The sequence below is a fragment of the Kitasatospora sp. NPDC092286 genome, from assembly GCF_044755565.1.
Lineage (GTDB): Bacteria > Actinomycetota > Actinomycetes > Streptomycetales > Streptomycetaceae > Kitasatospora.
In genome coordinates this window covers 57,755-83,789 of record NZ_JBIVRD010000020.1, presented here as the reverse complement: position 1 = coordinate 83,789, position 26,035 = coordinate 57,755, and the positions used below count along the sequence as shown (strand labels likewise).

23 protein-coding genes are annotated in these 26,035 nt (G+C 73.6%); 9 read left to right on the top strand and 14 right to left on the bottom strand.

Going from position 1 to position 26,035, the window contains the following annotated elements; all coding sequences use genetic code 11:
- Positions 1-59 precede the first annotated feature (59 nt).
- Entirely contained in the window at positions 60-881 is an 822-nt protein-coding gene (locus ACIQIB_RS21395; protein ID WP_400759763.1) for a lipase family protein, read from the top strand.
- An 84-nt stretch (positions 882-965) separates the two neighbouring features.
- Here ACIQIB_RS21395 and ACIQIB_RS21390 read toward each other — a convergent pair whose 3' ends face one another.
- The 9 genes from ACIQIB_RS21390 to ACIQIB_RS21350 all read right to left on the bottom strand — a co-directional run bounded on the left by ACIQIB_RS21390 (position 966) and on the right by ACIQIB_RS21350 (position 8,681).
- Positions 966-1,169, bottom strand: coding sequence for a hypothetical protein (locus tag ACIQIB_RS21390; RefSeq protein WP_363609931.1), 204 nt, complete (start codon positions 1,167-1,169; stop codon positions 966-968).
- A gap of 186 nt (positions 1,170-1,355) precedes the next feature.
- Positions 1,356-2,576, bottom strand: coding sequence for a saccharopine dehydrogenase family protein (locus ACIQIB_RS21385; protein ID WP_400759760.1), 1,221 nt, complete (start codon positions 2,574-2,576; stop codon positions 1,356-1,358).
- Positions 2,577-2,739: 163 nt separating this feature from the next.
- Positions 2,740-3,333: a DUF6461 domain-containing protein gene (locus ACIQIB_RS21380; protein ID WP_400759757.1), complete on the bottom strand. Its 594-nt coding sequence runs from the start codon at positions 3,331-3,333 to the stop codon at positions 2,740-2,742.
- A 73-nt stretch (positions 3,334-3,406) separates the two neighbouring features.
- Positions 3,407-5,038 (bottom strand): ISL3 family transposase, encoded by a 1,632-nt coding sequence (locus ACIQIB_RS21375; protein WP_400759755.1) that lies wholly within the window; start codon positions 5,036-5,038, stop codon positions 3,407-3,409.
- Positions 5,001-5,360 (bottom strand): hypothetical protein, encoded by a 360-nt coding sequence (locus ACIQIB_RS21370; RefSeq protein ID WP_400759752.1) that lies wholly within the window; start codon positions 5,358-5,360, stop codon positions 5,001-5,003. The genes ACIQIB_RS21375 and ACIQIB_RS21370 overlap by 38 nt, the downstream gene beginning before the upstream one ends.
- Before the next feature lie 196 nt (positions 5,361-5,556).
- Positions 5,557-6,069: a DUF1877 domain-containing protein gene (locus ACIQIB_RS21365; RefSeq protein WP_400759749.1), complete on the bottom strand. Its 513-nt coding sequence runs from the start codon at positions 6,067-6,069 to the stop codon at positions 5,557-5,559.
- 183 nt (positions 6,070-6,252) lie between these two features.
- On the bottom strand, positions 6,253-6,801 hold the full coding sequence (locus ACIQIB_RS21360) for a GNAT family N-acetyltransferase (RefSeq protein ID WP_363609935.1): 549 nt from the start codon (positions 6,799-6,801) through the stop codon (positions 6,253-6,255).
- A gap of 17 nt (positions 6,802-6,818) precedes the next feature.
- On the bottom strand, positions 6,819-7,235 hold the full coding sequence (locus ACIQIB_RS21355; protein ID WP_363609937.1) for a PPOX class F420-dependent oxidoreductase: 417 nt from the start codon (positions 7,233-7,235) through the stop codon (positions 6,819-6,821).
- Between the two features lie 105 nt (positions 7,236-7,340).
- On the bottom strand, positions 7,341-8,681 hold the full coding sequence (locus tag ACIQIB_RS21350; protein WP_400759827.1) for a D-alanyl-D-alanine carboxypeptidase family protein: 1,341 nt from the start codon (positions 8,679-8,681) through the stop codon (positions 7,341-7,343).
- A 279-nt stretch (positions 8,682-8,960) separates the two neighbouring features.
- Between ACIQIB_RS21350 and ACIQIB_RS21345 the strand changes: the two genes are divergently transcribed.
- Complete coding sequence (locus ACIQIB_RS21345; protein WP_400655425.1) at positions 8,961-10,229, top strand: MFS transporter; 1,269 nt, start codon at positions 8,961-8,963, stop codon at positions 10,227-10,229.
- 10 nt (positions 10,230-10,239) lie between these two features.
- Complete coding sequence (locus tag ACIQIB_RS21340) at positions 10,240-10,446, top strand: hypothetical protein (protein WP_400759747.1); 207 nt, start codon at positions 10,240-10,242, stop codon at positions 10,444-10,446.
- Here ACIQIB_RS21340 and ACIQIB_RS21335 read toward each other — a convergent pair.
- Positions 10,443-11,237, bottom strand: coding sequence for a TetR/AcrR family transcriptional regulator (locus ACIQIB_RS21335; protein WP_400759745.1), 795 nt, complete (start codon positions 11,235-11,237; stop codon positions 10,443-10,445). The two genes, ACIQIB_RS21340 and ACIQIB_RS21335, sit on opposite strands and share 4 nt — an antisense overlap.
- A gap of 96 nt (positions 11,238-11,333) precedes the next feature.
- On the opposite strand from ACIQIB_RS21335, the gene ACIQIB_RS21330 reads away from it, so the two are divergent.
- The gene (locus ACIQIB_RS21330) at positions 11,334-12,233 is read left to right on the top strand and encodes a siderophore-interacting protein (protein WP_400655429.1); all 900 of its coding nucleotides are present in this window, start codon (positions 11,334-11,336) and stop codon (positions 12,231-12,233) included.
- Between the two features lie 64 nt (positions 12,234-12,297).
- Here the strand turns inward: ACIQIB_RS21330 and ACIQIB_RS21325 are convergent, their stop codons facing one another.
- Together ACIQIB_RS21325 and ACIQIB_RS21320 are read right to left on the bottom strand one after the other, a co-directional pair.
- Complete coding sequence (locus ACIQIB_RS21325; RefSeq protein WP_400759743.1) at positions 12,298-13,128, bottom strand: hypothetical protein; 831 nt, start codon at positions 13,126-13,128, stop codon at positions 12,298-12,300.
- Complete coding sequence (locus ACIQIB_RS21320) at positions 13,125-13,655, bottom strand: SigE family RNA polymerase sigma factor (protein ID WP_400759741.1); 531 nt, start codon at positions 13,653-13,655, stop codon at positions 13,125-13,127. The genes ACIQIB_RS21325 and ACIQIB_RS21320 overlap by 4 nt, the downstream gene beginning before the upstream one ends.
- Before the next feature lie 197 nt (positions 13,656-13,852).
- Here ACIQIB_RS21320 and ACIQIB_RS21315 point away from each other — a divergent pair, with 197 nt between their 5' ends.
- Both ACIQIB_RS21315 and ACIQIB_RS21310 read left to right on the top strand, forming a co-directional pair.
- The gene (locus ACIQIB_RS21315; RefSeq protein ID WP_400759738.1) at positions 13,853-17,278 is read left to right on the top strand and encodes a S8 family serine peptidase; all 3,426 of its coding nucleotides are present in this window, start codon (positions 13,853-13,855) and stop codon (positions 17,276-17,278) included.
- A gap of 143 nt (positions 17,279-17,421) precedes the next feature.
- Entirely contained in the window at positions 17,422-18,399 is a 978-nt protein-coding gene (locus ACIQIB_RS21310) for an alpha/beta fold hydrolase (RefSeq protein ID WP_400759735.1), read from the top strand.
- 34 nt (positions 18,400-18,433) lie between these two features.
- Here the strand turns inward: ACIQIB_RS21310 and ACIQIB_RS21305 are convergent, their stop codons facing one another.
- On the bottom strand, positions 18,434-19,882 hold the full coding sequence (locus tag ACIQIB_RS21305; protein WP_400759732.1) for a VWA domain-containing protein: 1,449 nt from the start codon (positions 19,880-19,882) through the stop codon (positions 18,434-18,436).
- The gene (locus ACIQIB_RS21300; protein ID WP_363615170.1) at positions 19,879-20,751 is read right to left on the bottom strand and encodes a MoxR family ATPase; all 873 of its coding nucleotides are present in this window, start codon (positions 20,749-20,751) and stop codon (positions 19,879-19,881) included. The genes ACIQIB_RS21305 and ACIQIB_RS21300 overlap by 4 nt, the downstream gene beginning before the upstream one ends.
- 314 nt (positions 20,752-21,065) lie before the next feature.
- Between ACIQIB_RS21300 and ACIQIB_RS21295 the strand changes: the two genes are divergently transcribed.
- The 3 genes from ACIQIB_RS21295 (at position 21,066) to ACIQIB_RS21285 (ending at position 25,746) form a co-directional block, all read left to right on the top strand.
- On the top strand, positions 21,066-24,458 hold the full coding sequence (locus ACIQIB_RS21295) for an ALF repeat-containing protein (protein WP_363615172.1): 3,393 nt from the start codon (positions 21,066-21,068) through the stop codon (positions 24,456-24,458).
- Between the two features lie 121 nt (positions 24,459-24,579).
- Positions 24,580-24,966, top strand: a complete 387-nt coding sequence (locus tag ACIQIB_RS21290) for a hypothetical protein (RefSeq protein WP_363615174.1) — start codon at positions 24,580-24,582, stop codon at positions 24,964-24,966.
- Between the two features lie 255 nt (positions 24,967-25,221).
- Positions 25,222-25,746 (top strand): hypothetical protein, encoded by a 525-nt coding sequence (locus tag ACIQIB_RS21285; RefSeq protein WP_363615176.1) that lies wholly within the window; start codon positions 25,222-25,224, stop codon positions 25,744-25,746.
- The last annotated feature ends 289 nt before the right edge of the window (positions 25,747-26,035 follow it).

Below are 26,035 nucleotides of genomic sequence, written 5' to 3'. Positions count from 1 at the left end.
CCCGTGCCGTCGGCCTGCTCGGAGCGGTGCCGACCGGAGTTTCGAGAAGGAGCCGCACCATGCCGGTGCCCACCGCCGTCGACCACCACGCCGAGGGCTACAGCCTCTCCCAGGCCTACTGGCTGGCCAGGGCCGCCGACCTCGCCTACAAGGGCGAGGACACCATCGAGGAGCAGGCCCGCGCCTGGGGCTTCACCACGGTGCGCCACCACCGGACCGGCTTCACGCCGCCCTTCCCGCTCGAGGACACCCAGGCCTACACGATGGCCGGCGACTACATGATCGTCACCGCGTTCCGGGGCACCGAACCGCGGGAGATCCGGGACTGGCTCTCCGACGCCACCACCCCGCCCTGGCCCGGCCCCGCCCGGACCGGCTACGTCCACTACGGCTTCGCCGAGGCCCTCGAATCCGTCTTCCCCGACATCCGGAAGGCGCTCGCCGAACTGCGCACGGACGGTCAGAGTGTCTGGTTCACCGGCCACAGCCTCGGCGGCGCGCTGGCGATGCTCGTCGGAGCGCGCATGTACCTGGAGGAGCCGCGCCTGCGGGCGGACGGTGTCTACACCTTCGGCCAGCCCCGCACCTGCGACCGCACCCTGGCCGCCGCCTGCAACCAGGGCTTCAAGGACCGGATGTACCGCTTCGTCAACAACAACGACATCGTTCCGCAGCTGCCGCCCGAGCCCGCCTTCACCCATGTCGACACGCTCAAGTACATCGACTCCGCGGGCAGGGTGCACGACTCGATGAGCCTGGCCGGCGGTCTCGCCGACCGGGCGAAAGGCCTGACCGCCGACGCGTTCGCCCCGGCCGGCGACGGTGTGCGCGACCACTTCATGCGCAACTACCTCGCGGCCCTGGAGAAGAACCTCGCCTGATCCGCGCGGGACGAGGTCGTCGGAGTCGGCGTCCGCCCGCGCGAAGCGCGGGCGGCCCGGTTCGGGGCGTGCCGAAGGACGTTCCTAGTCACCGCCGTCGCCGTCGCCGGAGCTCCGGTTCAGGCTCCGGCGCCGGTTCTTCCCGGAACGGCGCAGCAGCGAGCCCGCGGCGAGCGTCACGGCCGCCACGGCGCGGACCCAGCGGGGCCCGCCGCGTTCCGCCCACACCACACATGCGCACCCTCCGATGACGAGCGCCAGGACGCCGAGCAGCACCAGACCGGTCATGTTCCCCACTCCTGCGGTCGTTCGTACGGTCCTGGTGATCGTCTCAGCTCGGGAAGGCGCGTCCCAGCGGGCTGTCCGGCCGGAACCCGCGCCGCCGCACCGCGGCGGACGGCCCGTCCGGCCAGGTCGACGCCGGTGGTGGGGGGCGTGGCGACTTCTCCCGGTTCGGGACTCGTGTCTCCTGCTTCACCCGATCGGGGTCACGTCGATGGCCACGCCGTCGAGCGGGCCGTCGCCACCGGGAAGGGCGGGCACGTGGCGCGCCAGATCGAGAAAGAAGCGTTCGGCGTCGATGGCGGTCTCCGGCGGGTGGACGCCGGGGCGGCGGGCGGTGCCGTCCAGCAGTTGCGCGAGCCCCAGCGCCAGCGGGATCCCGGTCGCCTCCGCCATGTCGTCGATCAGCGCCGAGGCGCCGGGTGTATCGGCGAGCCGGGCCAGAACGGTGACCGGGCGGCCGTGGCGGGAGCCCGTCGCGGCGGCGAAGAACGGCGGCAGCGACCCGGGCCCCTTGCGGCCCACGGCACCCGCCGTGGCCCGCAGTGTGCGAAGCGGTGAGGGTTTGGCCAGGTCGGCCGCGGCGGTCTCGTTGGTGAGTCTTCCGGCGTCGATGTCGCGGCGCAGGACGTCGAGGTAGGCCACCGTGCCCGGGGTGACGACCATGAGACTGGCGGCCTCGCCGGCCGGACGGAAACTGCGGTGCAGGGTGACCGGCTCGGGATGTCCGACGGTGTAGGCCGTGCCGGAGCGTCCGGTGGGGACGGCGAGGGTGACCGGCAGCAGCGGCCGTCGGTGGACGAGCCGCCCGCCGCTGACCACCGCCACGTCCCCGCTGATCTGCTCCATCCAGTGCACGGCGGCCGCGCCGGGGCGCCCGTCGGGGTCGCTCAGCTGTTCGTCGTCCCCGCTGCCGGAGACGTCGACGGGCCAGGCGGTGTACAGGTCCTGGAGGTGGTCCAGCCGCCGGACGGCGCGGGCGGCCAGCAGGTTGCTGACCCCGGGGCTGGCGCCCATGCCCACCACGGCGCAGACCCCGGCGGCCCGGGCCTCCCCGTCCAGGTCGAGCATCCGCAGGGTCGGCTCCCAGTCGTCGCAGATGTCCAGGTAGTGGGTTCCGGTCGCGATCGCGGCCCGCAGCACGGTCATGCCGAAGCGGTAGTACGGACCGACGGTGTTGAGGACGACGTCCGCACCGTCGAGCGCGGCCCGCAGCGCGGCGTCGTCGGTCACGTCCACCGTGAGCGCCCGCATCGGCGTGCCTCCGGTGCCGGCGAGCCGACGGACCAGTGCCCGGGCCGCGTCGAGGTTTCTGTCGGCCACCACGATCTCGGTGACGCCGGGGAGCCCGGCCGCCACGCGGACCGCTACGGCCCCCATCGCTCCGGGGCCGCCGAGAGCCAGGATCCTCATCGTGCACTCCGTCCGCCGCTGTCCGCCGCTTTGAAAGTGATCGTAACCCATACGATCGTATTGATGGCGAGCTATTATTGGCGGAGGGGAATCAGGCTCTGGCGAAGATCTTGTGATCAGAGTCGTGCAGAACCTCGATGTTGTGGGCAAGGCCCTGCTGGAATCAGCGGATCTTGACAGACCCGCAGGTGAATGTGGTTGTCTCAAGGAACCCCGGCGTCAGACGAACTTCGGTCATCGCGTCCGCGAGGGCGAAGGCCGCGGCCACCGACTGGTCGATCTCCGGCTCGTCGGCGCCGAAGTGGAAGCCGACGCGGTGCATCCTCTCCAGTTGGTCATCAGGGGTGTTGCCCCAACGGGAGTCGGGGAACATCGGCTCGAAGGCCAAGCGCATCGCGGCATCCTCGGCCCAGAGGAACGAGTCCAAGCCGTTGACGTTGCAGAAGTGCGAGATCCAGGTGGTTCCAGCAGAGGCCGGCAAAGCCCATTCCTCGCTGACACCGAGATAGCCGTTCGGCTCGATCATCAAGGTCCACGAGCCGAGGCCGGCCATCGCGACCAGCTGCTGCGTATCGCCCGGGTCGTAGGCGGCCTCGACGACTGCTGTCACTCCGGACAGCGCGGGGTGTTCTTGCCCCTTGAGGCGTTGCAGCAGTTCGGAGGGCGCAAGGTCGTTCACGAGCGTGAAGCAGTACGCCTCGGCCAGGTCTGGGAATCTGTCCTCGAACCACAGGTAGTCAGCAGCAGTCACCGTCATGACGCAGATCTTCGCCCATGCGTCCGACAGCCCGGCACGACGGGAGCGATCTTGCGATCTGGAGCGGACTGGGTCAGGGTGCGAGGAGTATGCGCCGACGGAGCAGGTCGAGGTTGGCACGGCCGTAGCCCTTGCGCTTGAGGAGCTTGATTCGCGTGACATGGCCTTCGACCTGGCCCGAACTCCAGGTGCTGGACAGTCCCGCGGCGACGGCGTCCTGGTCGCGGCGGAGGCCAGTGACCAGGGAGTGGAGAGCTGGAAGGTCGTCGGCGAGAACTCGGGTCATCCACTCGGGCAGCAGGTCGCCGCGTCGGTCATGGAGCATGGCGGCGAAGTCTCGGACGTGCCCGGCCGTGGCATCGAGGTGAGGGTAGTCGGCCCGGATCTCCTTGAGCTCCTGAGCGTCGTCGGCGGTGAGGCGGGCTGGGTCGGTCATGATCCAGCGGACCACTCGGCGGGGCCTCGGGACGGGCCGAGATACCGATGGGAGGCCGTGTTGCTTGGCTTCCCGGAGGTGGCGGCGGACGGTCTGGACGCCTCCGGGGAACCCGAGTTCCCGGAGTTCACGGTGAAGCAGGGGAATGTCGTGACAGCCCTCATTCCAGCGTTGGTGCAGGTAGGACTTGTACTTGTCGAGGATGGACTGCCGGTTGACCGCCTTGACGAGCAGCTCGTCGATTTCGCCAGCGCGGGCGAAGCGGCGCACGGTGGAATGGTCCAGCCGGAGCTCCCGGCCGATCGCGGCCAGCGACTTGCCGTCGGCCAGTCGTTCCTGCACCGCCGCATAGCGTTCCCTGGTGCGGGCGACCAGGCGCCTCGGGAGACCGAGGACATCGCGTATCCCATCTGGAGGGTTGAAGGGCCGGGCGGCAGCATCCGACGGGCCCGGCTCTTCGGGCCGACTCGCGGCGAACGCGGAACGGATGCAGGAGTGGTGTGAGCCGACGGTCTTCTCGACCGCCTCCGCCAGGTTTCGCCAGAGGTGCCAGCCGTCGGCTACCTGGACGGCCTGCGGTGCGCCGGTTCTGGCACCGTCCGCGTAGGCGCCGGCCCGGTCCCTGCAAATGATCTCGACCTCCGGGTGCTCGGCCAGCCAGGTGGCCAGGGGTCCGGCCTCCCGGCCCGGCAGCACGTCGATCGGTCGACGCGCTTCCAGGTCCACCAACACGGTGGCATACGAGTCGCCTCTACGTAGCGCGAAGTCATCAGCCCCTAGTACTCGCACTGGAGTTGCTGGTGGCTCGGGCATTGAGCGAAGCAGCTGAAGCAGGGTGTCTTTCGCAACGCGGATACCCAGCAGTGCGGCAAAGCGTGCACCGGAACGGCCAGCGAGCGTGCAGGCGACGGGCGTCAGGATCGACCGAAGTAGCGGGGTCTTGCGGGCGTGCGGGGAGGTCAGCCCCTCGATCTGTTCTGCGAACGTCACCGCAGCGCAAGCGGTGTTCAGGCAGCGGAAGCGGCGGACCAGCAGCTCGACGACCACCGACTGGCCCCCGATCGCCGCATCCGCCAGACGACGGACAGAGCGACCGTGCACGCGCCGCGACGATCTTCGGCACCGCGGGCACACGCCACCAGCCGCACGCGCATGGGCATGAAGGACGATCTCGGCGGCCGACTGCTGTACGCACTCGACTACAACAGCAGACAAATGAGGAAGAACAGCCTCAATACTTCGCGAACCACACCAGTGACAACCCGTCATGCCACCTGGCAGACACGGGTCCGATCACAAGATCTTCGACAGAGCCGAATCGCGTGACCGTCCACAAGACGACGTTCGCACCGCGACGGCTCGGCCGCGATGTCAACTCCCTTACACAGAAGGCGATATGCGCGCGGTTCGCGGTGACTGGGTCGACAGTCTCCCGCTCGCACATCAGCAGGTACTCGGCCATTCCGCGGGCGTAGGCGTCGATCGTGCGGGGCGCATGCCCGAGATCGGTCCAGATCTCCAACCAGGCCGCTGCCTGCTCATGTCGGCCCAGCACCGGCCACTTCTCCGTCAGCACCGTCGTGCCGCTCAAGCCATCTCCCAAGTCCGTGGTTACACCGAGGAGACATGATCATCCCCGGCAGATTCCACGTAACTTTTAAGCTGATCAAGCGCAAGGACTACGGCCGCGCCAACCTCGACCTTCTCCGCCGACGGATACTCCTCGGGGACTGATTCACCCACTCCTTCGGGCAAGTCAGCGAGCGGTCACCAGTCGACCCGGGAGATCAGTCCCACCACAAGACGACGGCAAGGCCCCGCTTCGAGGCTTCCGCATGGAACTCGCGAAGCGCGTCGAAATGGACCGTCAGATACGTTCTGAGCCCTCGAAAGCCATCTTCAGCGGCGATCAGCGCCCCTGCCGCATGATCGTCGGACGGCAGCGCCGCCAGAACGGCCTGGAAGTCGATCCCTGTGACCAGGTCGGAGACTCGCTCGACTTCGAAAGGCGCGAGGGCTGCCGGCGCGGGCCCGAAGGGCCCGATGTGCGGGTCAGCGAGGAAGCCGACATCCAGCACCGCGCCGCCGTCGGTGGCCCGCCTGAGCCCAGCGAGGCGGGAGTCGTCAACTCCCGCGATCTCGCACACGCGGGCAAGCATTGACGGGGCCCAGTCCAGGTCGAGGCTGTCAGCCGCTGGCGGGTCCCACTGATGATCGCCATCGGACGACTCCTCGGCGCGCGTTCGACAGGCTTCGAGATACTCCACCGAGACTCGGGCAAGCTGCTGGGTGACGGCCATGACAAGCAGTATCCCTGGGGCGTCTACTCCATTTGTCGAGCACCCCGAGCATCACAAGATCTTCGACAGAGCCGGGAATCATGGCCGGCCCGCGCGGCACGGATCGGGGCCGGACCGGTGGCCGTGGACCTCAAGAGCCGCGCGGCGGACGGCCCGCCGCCCGGTCCACTACCTGACGGGGCGTCAACTGTCGCCAGGCGCTGGGAGGACGTACAGCACCTGCGGCTCGCCGTACTCGGTGAGCCGCTCGGCGGGGCGGAGGCCGAGGTGTTCCAGCAGTGACCGGGAGCGGGTGTTGGCAGCCTGGGTCACGGCGACCACCGGCCACCCCGCCGGGGCGGTCGCGACGGCCCAGCGGACGGCTTCGGCCACCGCCTCGCGGGCCTGGCCGCGGCCCTGGTGGCGGGGGAGGAACTGGTAGCTCAGCTCGGTGCGTCCGGCCGCCCGGTGGTCGGCGTCCAGGCTGACCAGTCCCAGGAGCGGTCCGGCCTCCGGGCGTGGGCCGTCCGTGCGGGGCGTGACCGCGAAGGCGCCCGGCGCCCCCTCGGCGGCGGCGAGCCGGACGGCGATCCGCTCCTCGGGCACCGGGCCGCCGAGGTGGCGCCGGACCTCCGGGTCGCGGCACAGCTCGGCGAGGGCCGGCAGGTCGGGCGCGGCGAGCGGGCGCAGCGTCAGACGCGGTGTGGTGAGGGTGAGCGGCCAGTGCGGGACGAGCCAGGAGGGCGGGGTCATGCGGGTGGAGCGTACCCTCAGTCCGTCAGGGTGAGCCGGATGCCGACGGTCGCCCGCTCGCCGCGCCGCAGCCGGCTGCCGAGCAGGGTGAGCACGCCCAGCAGTCCGTACTTCTGGCGCAGCAGCGTCCGGTAGGCGGCGGTGCGCTCGGGGCCGAGGATCTCGGCGGTGGCCGGGTACTGCTCGCCGGTCGGGTTGCCCCGGACGTCGCACGGGCCGACCAGGACGTCGGCGCGGTTGCGGATCCGCCTGACCTTCCAGGAGTCCGCGACGGTCCAGATGCCGAGCGCGTCGCCGTCACGGACCACCCAGACCGGGGTCGGCACGCCGGTGCCGTCCTTCTTGTACGTGGTGACGAGCAGGTAGCTCCCGGCGGAGAGCCGGACGAGGCGTTCGAGCCTCTCCTGCGGGCTGGGGGGTGTGGCGGCGCTCATGGCCGGAAGTCTAGGCGTCATCGGCCCGGCGTCCCGCCACGGCCGGGGGCGGCCCGCACCGTGCGCCCGCGGTCGGACCACCGGGGGCCGACGGCCGCTGACCGGTCAGCGGTGCCGACGGGCGCGCAGCCGGCGGCGGGCCGACACCAGCAGCGTCCGGGCCCGCCGACCCGGTCGGCGACGGCCGCCGCCGACCACCGTCGAGCCACCGAGAGCGGTGACCTCCGGCCGGGTGAGGGGGAGGGACGGCGCCACGGCCTCGGCGGCGGCGGTCCCGGCAGCGGCGGTCTCGGTGACCGCCGTCTCGGTGACGGCCGGGGCGCCGTGCCGGCGGCGGGCCAGCGCGCGCCCCGAGGCCCAGAGCGCCAGGGCCACGGAGAAGGCGACCGCCGTCCAGCCGCCCGGGCCGAGCGCGTGGTCGGCCTGCCGGATCGCGCGCGGCAGGACCCCGGCCGGGGCGGAGGAGGCGGGTGCGTCGGCACCGGCCTCGTCCACCAGGCGGCCGACCGGCTCGACCCGGCCCGCCGCCGCGAACCCCCAGTCGAGCAGGCTCGCCGCCTCGTCGTACACCTGCTGCTGCGACTCCGGGTGCATCACCGTCACCAGCAGGGTGCGGCCGCCGCGTACGGCAGCCCCGGTGAAGGTGGCGCCGGCGTTGGTGGTGTAGCCGTTCTTCACCCCGATCAGCCCGGGGTACCTGCCCAGCAGCCGGTCGGTGTTGGCGATGTCGAACGAGGTGCGCAGACCGGTCAGCTTGTCCACCCCGCCCGGGAAACGGGCCGTGCGGGTGGAGCAGTAGGTGCGGAAGTCCTTGTTGCGCAGGCCGGCCCGGGCGAACAGCGTCAGGTCGTAGGCCGAGGACACCTGGCCGTCCTGGTCGTAACCCTCGGGGGAGACCACATGGGTGTCCCGGGCCTGCAACGCCTCGGCGCGGTCCTGCATCTGGGCGACGGTCAGGGCGAGGCCGCCGTTCAGATGGGCGAGCACGTGCACCGCGTCGTTGCCGGAGCTGAGGAACACGCCCCGCCAGAGGTCCTCGACCCGGTACGGCAGGTCCTCCTTGATGCCGACCAGGCTGCTGCCCGGGCCCAGTCCGGCCAGCTCGGCCGACGTGACCTTGTGCTCCAGCGACCGGTCCAGCCGGGGCAGCACGGTGTCCGCGAACAGCATCTTCAGCGTGCTGGCGGGCGGTATCGGGAGATGGGCGTCGCGCGCCGCCAGCACCTCCCCGCTCGTCGCGTCGGCCACCAGCCAGGACCGCCCGGTCAGCGTCGACGGCAGCGCGGGCGCCCCGGCCAGCGGCGCCACCTGGACGGTGGAGCGGGCCAGCCGCTCGCCGCCGACCACGGTGGCCGAGTCCTGCCCGGAGGCGGCCGGAGCCACGGCGGCGAGTACCAGCGCCGGGCCGACGGAAACCGCCGCCAGCCTTCTGACCTGGGAGGACATCTGCTGCACACGGCGAACGTACCCGCGTGGCCGTCCGCCCGCCCGGCCCGCTGCTCCGTCCGGGCCCCTCCCCGGGGCGCTGCTCCCTAGGGACCCTGCCGCTGTCCGCCCCGGGCTGCCGGGGCGGACGGCGGGCCTGGTACGGTACCGGGCATGTTCCTCCCCCGTGCGTAGTGGACCCGCCACGACCGTGCCCCCTCGCCGGGCACGGCGCTCCGGTGTCCCCGCACGCCTTCGGGTACGGCCCCGCCCTGCCCGCCTCCGCCGAGGAACGTCTCCTTGTCTTCGCAGTCTTCGCCGCCTTCGTCTTCGCGGTCTTCGCACACCCCCTCCTACGCCGCCGTCCTGCGGACCCCGCACGCCCGCCGCACCTTCGGCGCCGCCCTGCTGGGCCGGCTCTCGTACGGGATGGTCCCGCTCGCGATGATGCTGGCCGTCCGGGACTCCGGCGGCTCCTACGCGGTGGCCGGCACCGTGCTGGCCCTGTTCGGGCTGACCAGCGTCTTCCTCTCGCCGACCCGGGCCGCCCTGGTCGACCGGTACGGTCCCCGGCGCGCGCTGCCGCCGATGGCCGCGCTGTACGCCGGGCTGCTGGCCCTGGTGGCCTGCGCCACCTGGCGGCCGGGCGCGCCGCCGGTCCTGACGGGCGCTCTGGTGGTCGCCGCCGGTGCCTGCACCCCGCCACTCGGGCCGGTGATGCGGACGCTGTGGCGCCGGCTGCTGCCGGACCGGGCACTGCTCCAGCGCGCGTACAGCCTGGACACCGTCGCCGAGGAACTGCTGTTCGTCAGCGGCCCGTTGCTGGTGGGTCTGCTGCTCACGGTCGCCGGTCCGGCGGCCGCGGTGGCGGCGGGTGCCGGACTCGTCCTCGCCGGCACCCTGGCGCTGGTCTCCACCCCCGTCGCGCGGGAGGTGGACGGGACCGGGCCGGCCGTGTCCGGGGAGCGCCCGGGCGGCGGGGGAGCGCTGCGCCGGGCGGTGCTCGCCTCGGCCGCGACCGGGCTGGCGCTCGGCGCGCTGGACCTGATGGTGGTGGCCTTCGCGGAGGCGCGCGGCCAGGCCGGGGCGGTGGCCTGGATTCTGGCGGCGCTCTCGGCGGGCAGCGCCGTCGGCGGTCTCGCCTACGGCGCCGTCACCTGGTCCGCCCCGAACCGGGCCCGGCTGCCGTTGCTGGCCGCCGGGCTGGGCCTGGCGCTGGCGGGCGCGGGGCTGGCGCCGAACCTGCCGGCGCTGGCCGCGGCCGTCGCCCTCGCCGGGCTGTTCGTCTCACCCGCCGTCACCACCGCCTATCTGCTGGCCGACGAGGCGGCCGCGCCGCAGGCCCGCACCCGGGCCGGTGCCTGGGTGAACACCGCCTTCAACGCCGGTTCGGCGGGCGGCACCGCCACCGTCGGCCTGCTGGTCGGCCGGCTGCCGCTGCCGCTCTGCTTCGCCCTGGCGGCCGCTCCCGCGCTGCTCTCCGCTGCCGCGGGTGCCCGCCGGGTGCGCGACTTTGGTGGCGGCAGGTCGCTCCGAAAGTCGGATACCGGCGCTGACCTGGGTCTCTAGGCTCAGGGGCATGAAGAATCTGCTCGGTTTCGTGAGCTTCGCCCTCGTCGTCGGAGGGATCAGCGGCCTGCTCTCCGACCACCTCGGGGGCTTCCGCCTCTTCGGCTTCGTCCGCTACCTGGTCCCGGGCGGTCACGAGACCGCCGGGTACGCCGTGCTGGTGGTGCTGGGCACCGCCCTGGCCGTCGTCACCGGGCGGATCGGCCGGGCACGCTAGCGTCCGTCCGGCCGGGTGACCGCGGTCCCGACCCCGTCCAGCAGGACGGCGAGGCCGGTGCGGAAGCTCTCCCTGGTCTGGCCCTCCAGGTAGCCGCCGTCCTCCGCCGCGGGGGCGGCGGCGCCGCTCTCCAGGGCGGTCAGCAAGGGGAAGCGATCGGCGAAGTCCGGTGCGAGTTCGGCGAGTTGGGTGGACCGGGCGGACCACCACTCCTCGTCGGGCACCCCGGTGGCGGAGGCGGCCGCGCGGGTGTCGGCGGCGACCTGCGCCATCCCGCGCACGAACTGCCAGAGCGTGCTGACCACGCCTCGCAGCAGCCGGGGCTCCAGGCCCGTCCCGTGCAGGATCCGCAGCACCGTCTCCATCGCGCCCAGTTCGGACGGGCCGAGCACCGGGCGGGCCTGCGAGACCTGGAGCATCCAGGGGTGGCGCAGACAGCAGGCGAAGAGGTCCTCGGCCCAGGTGGTGAGGGCGGGCCGCCAGCCGGCGGCGAGGTCGTAGTCGGTGGGCAGTTCGGCCAGTGCCCGGTCGTGCATCAGATCGACCAGTTCGGCCTTCCCCGGCACGTAGGTGTACAGGGCCATGGCGGTGCGGCCCAGCCGCTCGCCGACCGCGCGCATCGACAGCGCGCCCATCCCCTCGGCGTCGGCCACCGCGAGGCCGGCCGTCACGATCGCGTCCACGCTCAGGCCGGGCTTGGGGCCGCTGCGCCCGGTGCGGGGCCGGTCCGGCGCGCGCCAGAGCAGGGACATCGAGCGGCGGGCGTCGCCCTGTCCGGCGAAGACGACCACGGTGGCAACTCCTTATGCCGTAAAGTATCCTCGGTCGAGGTAACTCCTTATGGCGTAAGGTTATCAGTCGGTGGAACGGAACCGGAGGGTTCGACAGTGCTACTGCCCGTCACGTTCATCCAGGTCACCCAGGTCGAGCGGCTCACTCCGCGGATGGCCCGGGTCACCTTCGAGGCCGAGACCCTCGACGAGACCGTCGGCCGGCTGCCGGACCAGCAGGTGAAACTCTGCTTCCCCCGGGAGGGCCAGGCCGAGCCCGTCCTCCCGGCACGGAGCGAGGACCCGATGGGCTGGTACCGGGCCTGTCTCGCGGTCCCCGAGGCCGAGCGGCCCTGGCTGCGCAGCTTCACCGTCCGCCGCCGCCGGCCCGGTACCAGGCTGCTGGAGATCGACTTCGTCCTGCACGGGGACAGCGGGCCGGCTTCCGGCCCGGACAGCGGTCCTGACGGCGGCCCGGCCGCCGCCTGGGCGCGCCGCGCCCGGCCCGGGGACCGGCTCGGCATGGTCGGGCCGTCCGAGCTCTACGCCCGGCCCGTCCCGCTCGCCACCGCCGTCGCCGAGGCCGACTGGGTACTGCTCGCCGGGGACGAGACGGCGCTGCCCGCGATCGGCACCCTGCTGGAGGCCCTGCCCCCGGGCACCGGGGCGGTCGCGTTCATCGAGGTCGCGGAGGAGGCCGAGCGGCAGCGGCTGGACAGCCGGGCCGACCTCACCGTCCACTGGCTGCACCGCGACGGCGCCGCCCCCGGCGGACCGCTGACCGCCGCCGTCCGGGCCGCCGACCTGCCCGGCGGCACACCGTTCGCCTGGCTGGCGGGGGAGGCCGCCGCCGTCCGCGCGCTCCGCCGCCATCTGGTGGAGGAGCGCGGGCTGGCCAGGCCGTCCGTCGAGTTCGCCGGGTACTGGCGGCACCGGCTCACCCAGGACGACGCGCCCACCGAGGAGGACCTGGCCGACGCCCGGGAGAAGCTCGCCCAGGCCGCGCGGGACCAGTAGCGGCGGCGACGGCCGGACCGGCAGGGCCGGGGTGTCCGGGCGCGGGCCCGGACACCCCGACCGCTCAGAACCGCCAGGCGGGATCGTTGGCGATCGCCAGCAGGGCGGCGGTCTCCAGGGCGGCCTCCGGGCGGGCGGTCCACTGCTGCAGGGTGACCGTCCGGCCGTCGGCGCGCTGCACCCGGACGTACTGCGAGCCGCGGCCGTCCTGCGGGAAGGTCAGCGTGACCGTCTCCGCCCGGGCGCCGTCGGCGAGTTCGACCACCTGGCAGTCGTTCGTCGGCACCACGTCCGCCGGGGCGGGCACGCCGGGCCGGGCGGTGACCTTCGGCAGGGCGATCCGGGCGCAGAACGGGACCTTCGGCGCGTCGGCGGTGCGGTCGGCGCCGCCGATGAACTCCACCGGGCCGGTGCCGCCGTCCCAGTCCACCCGGAAGGTCCGGCCGGGGATGTCGCCCTCGCGCACGGTGGTGGCACCGGACGGGAGCAGCCCGGCCAGGGCGTCGCCGAGCTGCCGGCTGGTCCAGTCGGTGGGGCGGCCGGTGCCCGGGCCGAAGGAGTCCGGGCGCAGCGTCTGCGGGGCGTCGCCGGCCGAGCCGGCCAGGACCAGCGGCCCGGCCAGCGGGTCGGCGGCGGCCACGGCGGCCGGGCCCGGTGTGCCCGGGGCGGCGGGCGCCCCACCGGTGCCGGGGGTGGCCACCACCAGCGCGGTCAGCGCGGCGGTGGCCGCCACCCCGGCGCCGGCGCGGGCGTGGCGGCGCCGCGCGCCCCGGCGGCGGCCGGCCGCGACCGCCGCGCCGACCGTGTCGGCGCGCAGCGGCGGTTCGGCGCCGAGCCCGGCCGCCAGCAGGGTCCGGACCTCGTCGTGCTCGTTCAGGGCGTCGTCGATTCTCACAGGGCTTCCTTCAGTGGGGTGGGGGTGGCGAGCTCGCCGAACGGGTCGGTCTCGCCGAGCAGTTCGCGCAGCCGGACGAGGGCCCGGGCGCTGTGGCTCTTGACGGTGCCGGCGGTGCAGCCGAGTGCCTTGGCGGTGGCCGCGATGTCCAGGTCCGCCCAGAACCGCAGCACCACCACCGCGCGCTGACGCGGCGGCAGGGCGGCCAGGGCGGCCCGGATCTGGAGGCCGAGCGAGGGGTCCGTCCCCGGGCCGGCCCGGTCGGGCAGCTCGGGGGTCGGGTCCTCGCGCCGCCAGCGGCGCCGGGTGTGGTCGATGCAGGCCCGGGTCAGCACCCGGTGGGCGTAGGCCTCCAGGTTGTCGATCCGGTGCCGCTTTCCCCACACGGCGTACAGCTTGGCCAGCGCCGTCTGCGTGATGTCCTCGGCGTGGTGCCAGTCACCGCACATCAGGTACGCGGTCCGCCGCAGGTGCGGCAACCGGTCCTCGGCGAAGCCGCGGAATTCCTCCAGGTCTGCGGTACGCACAGCGCACGCCCTCCGTTCGTCTCTGATCACTCCGACGGAGCCGGCCACCCCGGGGGATGACACCGGACCACGAAAATCTTTTCGGATTTTTTCTGCCGCCCCAGGACATCCTCCGGCCCCGGCACTTCCGTCGATCCCTCGGCAGGACCAGTGAGCGGCACCCGAACCGAGGGCGCCGCCCGACCGAGAGGATATGAATGCAAGGCATACGGACGGCGGGCCGGTGGACGGCCGCCGTACTGGGCGCGGTGCTGGCCGCCACGGCGGTCACCCCGGCCGCCTCGGCGGCACCCGCACCGGCCGGGGAGCACCCGGGCACCGCACCGGGCCGCCTGGTGCACGTCACCCTGATCACCGGCGACCGGGTCACCGCCCGGATCGGCGCCGACGGCACGGTGACGGTCGTCGCCGTCAAGCCCGGCACCGGCCGCGAGGAACTGACCTTCAGCCAGGAGCCCGGCCCCTTCGGCACGCTCGGGCTCATCCCGCAGGACGCCGCCGAGCCGCTGCGCGCGGGCCGCCTCGACCCCCGGCTGTTCGACATCGCCGGGCTGGTCGCCCAGGGCTACGACGACGAGCACAGCCCCGACCTGCCGCTGATCGTCGGCTACGACACGGCGGGCGGAAAGAGCCTCGCCCCCGCCGCCCCGCCCGCGGGCACCAAGGCGGTCCGCGCGCTGGACAGCGTGCACGGCAGCGCGCTGCGCGCGGAGAAGAGCCGGACCGGCGAACTCTGGCGACAGCTCGGCCAGTCCACCAGCGGCCGGTCCATCACCGGGTCGGCCCCCGGCGGAGTGCACAAGGTCTGGCTGGACGGCAAGGTCGGCGCCGCGCTCGACCGCTCCACCGCGCAGATCGGCGCCCCGCAGGCCTGGCAGTCCGGCTGGACCGGAGAGGGCGTCAAGGTCGCCGTGCTGGACACCGGCATCGACGCGGGCCACCCCGACCTCGCCGGCTCGGTCGGCGAGACCTCCGACTTCACCGGACAGCCCTCGGGCGTCGCCGACGGCGACGGGCACGGCACCCACGTCGCCTCGATCGTCGCGGGCGACGGCGCCGCCTCCGACGGCCGCTTCAAGGGCGTCGCCCCCGACGCCGAACTGCTCGTCGGCAAGGTCCTCGACGACGAGGGCCACGGCCAGGAGTCCTGGGTGCTCCAGGGCATGGAGTGGGCCGCCGCCCGCGCGCCGATCGTCAACGTCAGCCTCACCGGCCCGCCCACCGACGGCACCGACCCGATGGCCCAGGCCGTCAACACCCTCTCCGCCCGCTACGGCACCCTGTTCGTCGCCGCCGCCGGCAACAGCGGCAGGGCCGGCACCGTCGGCACCCCCGGCTCGGCCGACGCCGCGCTCACCGTCGGCGCCGTCGACCGCGACGGCACCCTCGCCGGCATCTCCAGCCAGGGCCCGCGCACCGGCGACCACGCCGTCAAGCCGGACCTCACCGCGCCCGGCACGGGCATCGTCGCCGCCCGGGCGGCCGGCACCGACGGCCAGAGCCCGGTCAGCGACCGCTACACCGCCATCTCCGGCACCTCGATGGCCGCCCCGCACGTCGCGGGCGCCGCCGCGCTGCTCGCCCAGCAGCACCCGGACTGGAAGGGCCCACAGCTCAAGGCAGCCCTCACCTCCTCCGCCCGGCCGGCCGCCGGCCAGAGCGCCTACCAGCAGGGCGCCGGACTGACCGACCTCGCCCGCGCCACCGGCCAGAGCGTGTACGCGACCGCCGACGGCACCGGGATCCACTTCGACGGCCCACCTGCGGGCCCGGCCGTGACCCGCACCGTCACCTACCACAACCCCGGCCAGGCGCCGGTCACCCTCGACCTGGCCGCCGCCGTCACCGACCGCGCCGGTGCCGCGGGCCCGGCCGGGGCGTTCACCGTCACGCCCGCCCGGCTGACCGTCCCGGCCGGCGGCACCGCCGAGGCCACCGTCACCGTCGACCCGGGCCGCGTCCCGGCCGGCGCCTCGCTCACCGGGCGGCTGGCCGGCACCGCCCCCGGCGGCATCGCCGTCGGCACCGCGTACGCGGTGAGCCGGGAGGCCGTCCGGCACACCGTCACCGTCCAGGCCGTCGACCGCAACGGCGCACCCGTCGGCCCCGGCGACCGGGAGAACGGCGCCTCCCAGGTCCGGCTGCTGGACCTCGACACCCACGAGTCGTACGGCCTGACCTTCGACAACGGCACCGCCACCGCCACCGTCCCCGAGGGCCGCTACAACCTGGGCGGCAAGCTGGTCACCCCCGGCGCCGACGGCGTCAAGCCGACCAGCACCATGTTCCTCCAGCCCGAGATCGAGCTGCGCCGCGACGGCCTGCTCACGCTGGACGCCCGCCAGGGACGCCAGATCACCGTCGCCGTGCCGGACCGGCGCGCCACGCCGTACTCGCTCTCGGCCGGCTACTGCTACCGGGCCGTCAAGGACGGCGACTGCACGGACGTCGCCCTGATGATCGCCCGGCCCGGCAACCTGTACGTCATCCCCGGCGGCCGGATCACGACCGGGACGCTCGACTTCTCCGTCCAGAGCATCCAGCACGGCCCGGCGACCGGCACCGGACCGCTGCCCGACCGCTACGACCTGCTGCTGCACACCACCGGACCGCTGCCCGACCCCGCCTTCACGGTCGGCCGCGGCGACCTCGCCACCCTGAAGACCGTCTACTACGCGTCGGCGCCCGGCACCGCCGGCAGCCTGAGCAGCTACGCCGAGGCGGGCGGGATCGGCGGACTCTCCATCGTCGAACCCGACTTCGCCCTGCCCGCGGCCCGCACCGAGTATGTCACCGTCCGCGACCAGCGGCGCGAGACGTCCTTCGGCCAGCGGACCGGCCCCGGTGGCGAGTACTACCCGTCGGCCGTCACCCAGAGCGGCACCGTGCTCTGCGCGGCCGGTGCCACCTGCGTCGAGCGGTGGAACGCCGCCGTGACCGGCCCCGGCCTCGCCCCCGTCAAGAACGGCGCGCCCGCCGTCGCCCGCGGCAGCGACGGCACCCTCACCGTCTTCCCACAGCTGTTCACCGACGCCGCCCCGGGCCACTACGGCTCCCCGCTGCCCGACCTGCTGGACGACACCGTCCACCTCGAACTGGAGCGGGACGGCAAGCGGATCGGCGCGAGCGACCAGCCGGCCGCAGACTTCGCCCTCCCGGCCGCCGACTCCGCCTACCGGCTGACCGCCAGGGGAACCCGGGCCGAGCCCTGGGCGCTCTCCGGCACCGTCGAGGCGGTCTGGACGTTCCGCTCCGCCGCCGTCGCCCCCGGACCGGGCGGCGCCCCGCGCACCGCCCCGCTGCCGATCGGCGTCGTCCGCTTCAACGCCCCCGTCAACGCCGAGAACCAGGCGCCGCGGGACCGGCACACCCTCACCGCCAAGGTCGAACGGCAGGCCGGCGCGCCCGCCGCCAGGACCAAGCGCCTCACCGTCCAGGTCTCCTTCGACGACGGCGCCGGCTGGCAGGACGCCCCGGTCACCACCACCGACGGCGTCCACCGGATCACCGTCACCCCGCCCGCCGGGGCCGGCCCCTTCGTCTCGCTGAGGACGACCGCCGAGGACGCCGACGGCGGCACGGTCCAGCAGACCGTGCTGCGCGCCTACCGGCTGAAGCCGTGACAGCCGCCCCGCCGTCCGGCCGCACCCGGTCGGCCGGACGGCGGGGCGCCCCGGGCCCGGGGATTCCCGGGCGACGCCGCTGGGCAGGGTCGTCAGCGAACGGCCGGACGGGGTCCGGCCCGGTGACGACCTGAGGAGCGGGTGTGGACAACGCGGTCGAACACAGCCACGTCGAGGTGAACGGTGTCAGGCTCCACATCGCCGAGCAGGGCGAGGGACCACTGGTCCTGCTGCTGCACGGTTTCCCGGAGAGCTGGTACTCCTGGCGGCACCAGTTCGCCCCGCTCGCCGCGGCCGGCTACCGGGTCGTCGCCCCCGACCAGCGCGGCTACGCCCGCAGCGAGCAGCCGGCCGATGCCGACGCCTACACCCTGCTCCACCTGGTCGGCGACGTCACCGCCCTGATCCACGCGCTCGGCGAGGAGCGGGCGGTGGTGGTCGGCCACGACTGGGGCGCACCCGTCGCCTGGACCACCGCGCTGCTCCGCCCCGACCTGGTGCGCGGCGTGGCCGGCCTGAGCGTGCCACCGCTGCTGCCCGGCGGGCTGCCCCCGCTGCGCCAGGCCCGGGAGAACTACGGCGAGGGCTTCTACCAGATCTACTTCCAGCAGCCGGGCGTCGCCGACGCCGAACTCGCCGAGGACGTGCGGTCCACCTTCCGCCGCATCCTGGGCAGGGGCTCCGGAGGCGGCTCCGGCCGGCCGCGCCCCTGGGTCGTCCCGGCCGGGCAGCGGCTGCTGGACACCGTCCCCGAGCCGGAGCACCTGCCCGACTGGCTGACCAAGGACGACATCGAGGCCTTCGCGGCCGACTACGCCGGGCACGGCGGAGACGCCTTCACCGGCCCGCTCAACTGGTACCGCAACATCGACCGCAACAACGAGCTGCTCGCGCCCTTCGGCGGCCTCGCCATCACCGTGCCAGTCCTGTACGTGCTCGGTGAGCAGGACATGGTGAACGCGCTGGTCGGACCGGACCGGATGCGGACGGCCCTGGAGCGCTTCGCGCCCCGGCTGCACCGGCACGTCACCCTGCCGGGCACCGGCCACTGGACGCAGCAGGAGCGGCCGGCCGAGGTCACCGCCGCGCTGCTGGACTTCCTGGGGCAACTGGACGGCTGAACCGGACGCGCCCGGCGGCTGCCGTGACCAGGCGTCAGACCGGCAGCAGCCGGGCGATCAGCTCGCCCAGCCGGCGGGCGTTGCGGCAGGAGTGCATCTCCACCACCTCCGCGTAGGCCGGTGCGGCGGAGTCGCCCGCCCCCCAGAGCGAGGGCTGCTCCGGGTTGAGCCAGTGCACCCGTCGGGCCCGCCCGGCGATCCGGCGCAGCGCGGGCAGGTTGGGGTCGCGGTGGTTGTTCCGCGCGTCGCCGAGGATCAGTACGCCGGTGCGCGGGCCGACCGCGTCCAGGTGGTGCTCGGCGAACTCGCCCAGGGCGGAGCCGTAGTCGCTGTTGCCGTGGTGGCCCATCACCTTCGTCTCGGTGAGGATGCGCCGGGCCAGCAGCGCCGGATCGCCGTCGCCGCCGGAGAGCAGACCGGTCACCTCGGCGGTGCGGTTGACGAAGGCGAACACCCGGACCCTGCTGAACTGGTCGCTCATCGCCCGCACCAGCAGCATGGTGAAGTCGGCGAACCCGGCGACCGAACCGGAGACGTCGCAGAGCAGCACCAGCTCCGGACGGGCCGGCCTGCGCACCCGGTAGGCCGGGCGCAGCGGCACCCCGCCGGTGCCGAGCGAGCGGCGCAGGGTGCGGCGCAGGTCGATCCGCCCCCGGGCCGCCCGGCGGCGCCGGGCGGCCAGCCGGGTGGCCAGCTTGCGGGCCAACGGCTGTACGGTGCGGCGCAGTTCGGCGAGCTGGTCGCGGCCGGCGGCGAGGAAGTCGATCCGGTCGGCGCTGGGTGCGACGGCGCGCTCGGCGATCCGCTCGGCGCCGCGCAGCTCGGCCACCCGGCGACGGGCCTCGGTGCCGACCAGGGCGCGGAAGTCCTGGACGCGGCGGCGGACCTCGTCGGCGAGGAGACGGTCGGAGAAGTCCGGGGCGGTGCCGTCGCGCAGGGCCGCCAGGACGCGGGCGAGCAGGGTCTCCGGCGCGAGGCGGCTGAGCGTCTGGTGGGCGGACCAGCCGTCCGAGCCGGGGGTGGCGCCGGTGCCGTACCGGCCGAGCGCGGCCACCGCCTCGCCGGCCAGCCGGGCCTGGGCCGCCCGGTCGTCGGCGGCGAGGGCGGCGGCGAGGCGCTCGCGCAGGCCCTCGCGCACCTCCTGGTACGGGTTTCGGCGTGGGTCCCGCTGTTGGTCCTGCCGCGCTCCGGGGCCCTGCCGCGGGTCGGTCGGCGGGTGGGCCCGGGCGGCCTCCGGTGCGCCGACGCCGAGCGGGAAGAACAGGTCGAAGGTGGCGTCGAACACCGCCCGCTGCCCGGCCGAGCGCAGGAGCGCGGCGGCCAGGCCGGCCCTGGCCTGCTCCCGGTCGTCGAGGCCGAGGACGTCGAGCACCGCCGCCGCGTCGACGGTCTCGGCCGGACCGGTCCGCAGCCCGTGGCCGCGCAGCGCCCGGACGAACGCCGTCAGGCGTGCGGCGGTGTCGCCGGCCGGGGGAGCGCTCACGCCAGGGTGAGTTTCTGCGCGGCCTTCCGTACGTCGTCCTGGTGTTTGAGGATCACCCCGAGGGTGTCCCGGACCATCGCCTCGTCCAGCGTGTCCGCGCCGAGCGCCAGCAGGGTGCGGGCCCAGTCGATGGTCTCGGCCACCGACGGGGCCTTGCGCAGGTCCATCGCCCGCAGCGCTCCGACCACCCGGACCAGCGACTCGGCGAGCGCCGCGTCCAGGCCCGGCACCTTCAGCCGGACGATCCGGCGCTCCAACTCGGCATCCGGGTAGTCGAGGTGGAGGAAGAGGCAGCGGCGGCGCAGCGCCTCGGAGAGCTCGCGGGTGGCGTTGGAGGTGAGCAGGACGAAGGGCCGGCGGCTCGCGGTGACGGTGCCCAGCTCGGGCACGGTGATCTGGAAGTCGCCGAGCACCTCGAGCAGCAGGGCCTCCACCTCGACGTCGGCCTTGTCCATCTCGTCGATCAGCAGCACGGTCGGCTCGTCGCCGCGGATGGCGGTCAGCAGCGGCCGGGGGAGCAGGAACTCCTCGCCGAAGATGTCGCCGCGGGCCTGGTCCCAGCTCTCGTCCCGGCCGGCGGTGATCCGCAGCAACTGCTTGGCGTGGTTCCACTCGTACAGGGCGCGGGCCTCGTCGATGCCTTCGTAGCACTGGAGCCGGACCAGCCTGGCCCGGCCCACTTCGGCCACCGCCTTGGCGAGTTCGGTCTTGCCGACCCCGGCAGGCCCCTCGACGAGCAGCGGCTTGCCCAGGCGGTCGGCCAGGAAGACGGTGGTGGCCACCGCGGTCGAGGCCAGGTAGCCCGTCCGCGCCAGTTTCGCGGCCGTGTCCGCCACCGATTCGAAGAAGCCCGTCCCGTCGCCGCTCATCCGCGCTCCGCTCCCCGTCACCTTGTTCCTGTGCGTCACCCTACCGGTGAGTCACTTCGCTGTCCCGGGTGCGGAGACGGGCCGGTCGGGGCGATGGCCCGGACCTCCGGATGTCGCCGGGTGTTCGTGGCGGATATTCCCGGATGTCGTTCTCCGTGAGCGAAGCAAGGTCTAGAACAAGCCAGTTGACGGGATATTCGGCCGAACTGAAGTGATAAGACCAATTCCGCTTAGTTCGAACTAGGATCCTCGCGGTGCCAGGACAAAGGTCCTGGCACAAACCGGCCTTGACGGCCAGGGGGAACTGAGGGGATATGACCGACACGACATCGAGGGTGGGGCCACCGCAGCGGCGGCGGGTGCGTGCCAGGATTCTGGGCATCACCGCCCTCGCACTGGCCGCGACCCTGGCGGGGACCACGGTCGCGCAGGCGCTGCCGGGCGACGCCGGACCGGAGCCGCTTCCGGCGGACTACCGGGCGCAGGTGGTCGACGCCTGGCAGGGCGGCGGCAGCGCGACGAAGGACGCGGCCGAGAGGGCGCTGACGGGCTCGGACGCCGACATCACCAGGTTCCTGGGCAGCACACTGAGCCGTGCCCAGGCGGAGGACGAGCGCTTCGCCGTCCTGAAGATGCTGAGCAACACCGGCAAGGGCGTCCGTGACGCGGCGTCGGCGGCACTGAGCGGGACCGACGCCGACGTCCACGCGTTCGTCAGGACCGGCTGGCAGAACCCGATGAACGACGACCGCCGGGCGGCGATCGTCACGCTCATCGACGGCGCCGACACCGCGGTCCGGACGGCGGGGAGCAAGGCGCTCGCCGACGGCTCGGCCCAGGTCATGGACGACTTCCTGACCACCGGCCGGGCCAAGGCGCAGGAGGAGGACGACCGGGTCGCCGTCCTTCGGCTGATGGACCTGAACACCGGCCCGGAGTACACCAAGCAGGCCGGCCGGGCGCTCAGCGGCACCGCCGCCGACGTCCGCGCGTTCCTGGAGAGCGGCCAGTACCTGGCGCAGGCCAGGGACCAGGAGACGCTCTCCGTCAAGCAGCTCGCCCAGGTCGCGACCGACGCCACCAAGCGGGCCAAGGCGGAGACGGCCGCCGCCAAGGAAGCGGGCGACCGGGCCGAGAAGGCCGCCGGCGACGCCAAGCTGGCCGCGCAGAAGGCCGCCAACGAGGCGGCCCAGGCCAAGGACGACGTCGAGAAGGCGGGCGCCGCGGCCAACAGCGCCGCCGAGGCCGCCCAGGCCGCGGCGCAGGCCGCGCAGACCGCGATCGACGCCTCCAACACGGCGGTGTCGGCTGCCAGGACGGCTGCCACCGCGGCGAGTTCGGCCGCCTCGGCCGCCGCCGCGGCAGGCCGGGCCGCCAGCCGTGCGTACAACGCCGCCGCGGCGGCCGCGGGCGACGCGACCCAGGCCAAGAACGCCCGCGAGGCCGCGCAGGGTGCGCGCGACGCGGCGGCCGGTGCCCGTGACGCGGCGTCGGCCGCGGCGTCGGCCGCCGAGGCCGGCGCCCAGGCCGGCCGTTCCGGTGCCGCCGCGGCCCGCGCCGCGGGGAACGCCGCCGCCGCCGCCGAGGCCAGCGCCCAGGCGAGTGCTTCGGCGGGTCAGGCGACCGCGCAGGCCACCCGGGCCCGGAACGCGGCCACCACGGCCCGCAACGCGGCGAACGCCGCCACCGCGGCCGCGAACCGTGCCGAGAGCCTCGCCACCGCGGCCGCCACCGCGGCCGGCGAGGCCAAGACCCGGGCCAACAGCGCCGCCGACCACGCGGAGAAGGCCGCCAAGGCGGCCGACGACGCGGCCGACGCGGCCGGGCAGGCCCAGGACTGGGCGAACCAGGCGACGCTGCACGCGAACGCCGCGGCCGACGCGGCCAAGACCGCCGCCGAGGCGGTCGACAAGGCCCAGGAGATCGAGAAGATCGCCCGTGAGGCCGAGGCCGCGAAGCTGGAGGCGGACAAGCAGCTCGGCCTCACCCAGGCCGACCTGCTGCTGAAGGACGAGCAGGCCACGCAGCTCCGGTTCGACCAGCAGCAGACCGAGGCCGCCTCTCAGGACGCCGCGACGAAGGACCTGGTCAAGCAGGCCGCGGCGCCCGGCGCCGACACCAAGACGGCGGCCCAGGCCGGCCGCAAGGCGGCGGTCAACCTGCTGAAGTCGACCGGCTCCTGGACCCGCGGGGCGGCCCAGGCCGCGCTGGCCGGGCCCGACGAGGCCGTGGTGACCTGGGCCAAGTCGGACTACCAGCGCAGCCTGCGGCTCGACGACCGGGAGAAGGTCCTCGCCGTCTCGACGGTGGCCAAGGCGCCGCTCGCGGCCGCGGCCCAGAAGACGCTGGAGAGCACCGATCCGGCGGCGGTCGAGACCTTCCTCAGCGGCGGGGCGCTCAAGGCCCAGGCCGAGGACATGCGGATGCAGATCGTCTCCCTGATCTCGGGCGGCGGCAAGGCCGTCCAGCGGGACGGCGGTGCCGCGCTGACCGACGGCAGCGTGCCGGTCATGGCGGCCTTCCTGGCCAACGGCTACGCCAAGGCGATGGCCGAGGACGACCGGGTCGCCGCGGTGGTCGCCGTGGACGCCGGCGGGCCGAACGTGAAGGCGGCGGGCGCGGTCGCCCTGGCCGGGCCGGCCTGGATGCAGCACGACTTCGTGACCAAGGTGCAGTACAAGGCGGCGCAGCAGGACGCGGACACCGACGTCCACGTGTCGTCCGTGCTGAGCATGATCGCCAACGCGGCGAGGGACGCGGCCACCGCGAGCGAGAGCGCCAAGCTGGCGTACAAGATCGCGGCGGACGCGCGCCACGCCTCGGATGAGGCCGCGGACTGGGCGAACCAGGCCAAGCAGTCGGCCCAGCAGGCAAAGGGGTACGCGGACGACGCCAAGGCCAAGTCCGCCGCCGCCGACGCCTCCTCGGCGGCCGCTGCCGCCGCGGCGCAGAAGGCCAAGAGCGCCTCGGCCACCGCGCAGACGGCCAACCGCCAGGCCAACTACTCCCTCACCCAGGCGAACGCCTCCGCGAAGCAGGCGGTCAGCTCGGCGTCGAGTGCCAAGGCATCGGCAGCGCAGGCCTCGGCCAGCGCGAGCGCCGCGGGCAAGGACGCGGCCGCGGCCTCCCAGGCCGCGAGCGAGGCGCACTCCATCGCCGCCCAGAAGCGGGAGCAGGAGCAGGCCGCCGCGGCTGCCGCTGCCGCCGCCCAGGCGAAGGCCAACGAGACCAACCACGTCGACCCCGTGAACACGCCGAAGAACGACTCGGTGACGACCCCGGTGACCGACAAGCAGCAGGCTCCGGCTCCGGGTTCGCCGCCGAAGGACGACAAGCAGCTCTTCAAGGACTACGGCGACTTCCTGGGCCAGGTCAGCACCTGGACGGGGGCCGCGGCGGCAGTCCTCATGCTGATCCCGGGTACCCAGCCTCTCGCGGCGGCGCTCGGCACGGTGTCGTTGATAGCGGGTGTGGCCGGGGCCGTCTACACCGGGTTCGGTTACGGCTGGAGCAGCGACAAGTTCATCGGTGCCACGGCCAGTGTCGGCCTCTCGCTGATCGGTGGCCGGGTGGTCGGCGCGATCGAGAAGGGCGGGAAGGAAATGGCCAAGTACGGAGTGAAGGTCGCCGAGTCGGTCGGTGAGAGGCTGGTGAAGTCGGGACACAGCGCCGTCTCGTCGGTCGTCAGCTGGTTCTCGTCCGACTGAGGCCGGGCCCACGGCTAGGCTGTGGTCGAACGGACGTCCGTGATCGAACGTCCGTGATGGAACGGAGCTGTGGGGCCCGCGCCCGGCGCGGGCCCCACAGCCGGAACAAGGGGGGTCTTCGATGTATCCACTGGGACTCGGCGTCGTGTCGTGGTGGTGGATCGCCATCCTGGCGACGGCCGTGTTTCTGGCGGTTCTGGTGCCGGGGATGCCCACCCGCGAGCACCGGATCATGACCGCGCTTGCTCCGCTGGCCGGGGCGGTCTTCATGTTCGCGAGCTACCACGTCAAACACATGGAGCCGGCCGAAGCGCTCGTCATGTATACGACGGTGGTGCTGATCGCCCCGTTGGGCATGATCGGCCACCGCAGGGAGCTGGCACGGCGGTTGATGGAAGCGAAGGAGAAGGGCGAGTCGGAGGAGAAGGTGGCGCCGATTGCCATGAACGTGCAGCTCCTCGTGTCCGTGGTGGTGCTCGGTGTCGCGATGTTCTGGATTACCCGGTAGCCCGTTTCGTCCACAGTTCACCGGTTCGTAGCTTCCCTTCCACAAAAATATATATATCGCATACGAACATTCAGGGGTGCTGGGCTTCCGGTGCCGGAACTGATCTTCCGGAACCCGATCCGCTCGTGATAGCAATAGTGCCGGTCGGACCGGGGGCGGCCGAGGAGTTGCCCGGCTGTGTTGCCCGTGTGCGCACCGACTCAGGATGTCCGCAGCAAATCAGCAGCAATTAACGGCTAGTAGGGGGATTTACCCATGCGTTCCATCACCAGGATGTTCACCGTCGGCGCGGTCGTGAGCGCGGTCGCGCTGTCCGGCGTCGTGGTCGCCGCCGCGGCCGACGGTACCCCCGCGGCCCCGAAGGCGGCGGCTGCCGCCGGCGACACCCCGCCGCCGGCCGTGGAGGACTTCGCCTACCCGAACGCGGACCAGATCTTCCAGGACCGCGGCATCAAGCTGAGGAGCGGTGACGGCCACATCGTCCTGACGACGTGTGCTCCGGGCCTGCTGGAGGTCGACGCCCGCGGTCTGGCGGAGATCGACAAGGTCGGTGGCGGCCGGTTCTGCTTCACCACCACCGGCACGTCGGGCCGGCTGAGCCTGGAGCTGCCCTCCACTTACGCCGTCTCCACCTCCGACTACTCGGTTCACCTGACCATGGTGACCGGCACCGAGACCAAGCTCTTCGACCTGAAGCCGAACACCTGGAACAAGGTCGGCGAGCTCACCGACCCGCAGCAGCGCCCGTTCACCCTGCTGGAGATCACCACCTCCAAGTGACGGCCTGAGGCCCGCGCACCTCCACGATCGTTCGAACGAGGAGTTCCGTCGTGTTCCGCACCCGTCCGCCCGGCGGGCCCGGAGTGGGGCGTGCCGGTCGGCCAGGTGGGCCGTGGCCGTGCGTTCACCGACCAGGTCCGGACCTTCCGGCCCGGACGGACGGCGGTGACACGCCGAGCGGCGGGGGGGGGGGGGCGCGGGCGGCCGGAGGACCGCACGCGTGGAGCGGCGGAGCGAGAGGGAGGCGGGCGGGGTGGTTGCAGAATGCGACGGTGTGGTCGGGGGGGAG